We start from the raw sequence: 1,599 nt of genomic DNA, 5'->3' as shown, positions 1-1,599 counted from the left end.
CAGTACGCGGGCCCCCTGCTGCTCGAGGGTGCTGGTGCCGTCTCGCCGCCCCTGCTCGGCAGGTCCATCGCGGGGTCCGTGGCGGTACGCGGGCCGTCCCGGCTGCGCGCGGGTGCTCGTGCTGAACCGCCCCGGCATGTCCGGAGGTTTTCTAGTGTGGGACTCCAGCGGGTGCTGGGGTCTGGTGGTGAGTGTAGTAAGCGCTCTCGGCCTCGACCGGGGTGAGGTCGTCGCAGTACTCGAACGGTCGTCGGTGGTTGAACCAGTCGATCCACTCAGCGGTCGCGATCTCCAGGTCGTCGAAGCCCTTCCAGGGCCGGCGCGGTTTGATCAGTTCGGTCTTGTAGAGGCCGATTACCGATTCGGCCAGCGCGTTGTCATACGACGAACCCACCGCCCCGGTCGAGGGCTTGATCCCGGCGGCATCCAGCCGCTGGGCGTAGGCCACCGACATGTACTGCACGCCGTGGTCATGGTGCGCGATCAGACCAGCCAGGTCCCGGCCCTCCCGCTCGCGGGTCCAGATCGCCTGCTCGACCGCGTCCAGGACCAGCCGGCTGGTCATCGTCGTGGCCACCGACCAGCCCAGGATCCTCCGGGCGAACGCGTCGATCACGAACGCGGTGTAGCACCAACCCGACCACGTCGACACATAGGTGAAGTCGGCAACCCAGAGCCGATCCGGGGCCCCGGGGGCGAAATCGCGGTTCACCAGATCCAACGGCCTGGGGGCCTTGGGATCCCCGATCGTGGTCTGCTTGACCTTCCCGCGGACCGCACCGGTCAGGCCCAGCTCACCCATCAGCCGCTCCACGGTGCAGCGCGCGATCGGTGGCTCCGCATCGCAGCGTTCCCGGTTCAGGGTCAGCCACACCTTCCGGGCCCCGTAGACGCCGTAGTTCGACGCGTGCACCGCAGCGATCCTCGGCTTCAACTCCTGATCACGCTGCTCACGTGCGGTCGGCGTGCGGGCCCGGTGTTCGTAGTAGGTCGCGGGGGCGATCTTCGCGCCCAGCTCGGTGAGCTGGTCACAGATCGACTCGACCCCCCAGCGCAGACCCTCGCCGTCGCGGGCACCGACATGCTCGTCGATGAAGCGCACCATCAACGCTGTGGCCGGTCGAGTTCGGCCGCGAAGAAAACCGACGCCGACCGCAGGATCGCGTTCGCCCGCTTGAGCTCGGCATTCTCCCGCCGCAACCGCGTCAGCTCCGCAGACTCCTGGGTCGTGGTGCCGGGCCGCCGACCGTCGTCGACCTCGGCCTGGCGACACCACTTGCGGACCGTCTCTGTCGTACTGACCCCGAGCAACTCCGCGACCTTGGCCATCGCAGCCCACTCCGAGGCATGCTCAGCCCTGATCTCACCGACCATCCGGACCGCCCGCTCACGCAGCTCGACCGGGTACCTCCTCGACGCACTCCCTGACATGACTCCAACCTTCCCAAGCAACGGAGTCTCCGGACACGCCGGGGCGGTTCATGCCGTCTCGCGGGTCCGAATACGGCCCGCGGCCCCTGCAGGACCCGCGCGACCGAACCCAACCCGCGCACCCGAACCCAACCCGCAAACCCGAATCGGAAGGTCGCAGTCCGCAGG

Annotated in this window: 1 protein-coding gene; it reads right to left on the bottom strand. The window is 68.4% G+C overall.

Features of this window, described 5'->3' with window-relative positions; all coding sequences use genetic code 11:
* Positions 1-151: 151 nt before the first annotated feature.
* Positions 152-1,431, bottom strand: a protein-coding gene (locus G531_RS0117220) for an IS3 family transposase (RefSeq protein ID WP_145978699.1) whose coding sequence is annotated in 2 segments (ribosomal slippage) — positions 152-1,143 and positions 1,143-1,431 — 1,281 coding nt in all. Because the reading frame shifts where the segments join, the coding sequence is not laid out codon by codon here.
* Between the last annotated feature and the right edge of the window lie 168 nt (positions 1,432-1,599).

This window comes from Granulicoccus phenolivorans DSM 17626 = NBRC 107789 = JCM 15570, from assembly GCF_000423085.1.
Taxonomy (GTDB): domain Bacteria; phylum Actinomycetota; class Actinomycetes; order Propionibacteriales; family Propionibacteriaceae; genus Granulicoccus; species Granulicoccus phenolivorans.
Note: the sequence above shows the minus strand (reverse complement) of the source record. Positions and strands in the feature narration are given on the sequence as shown.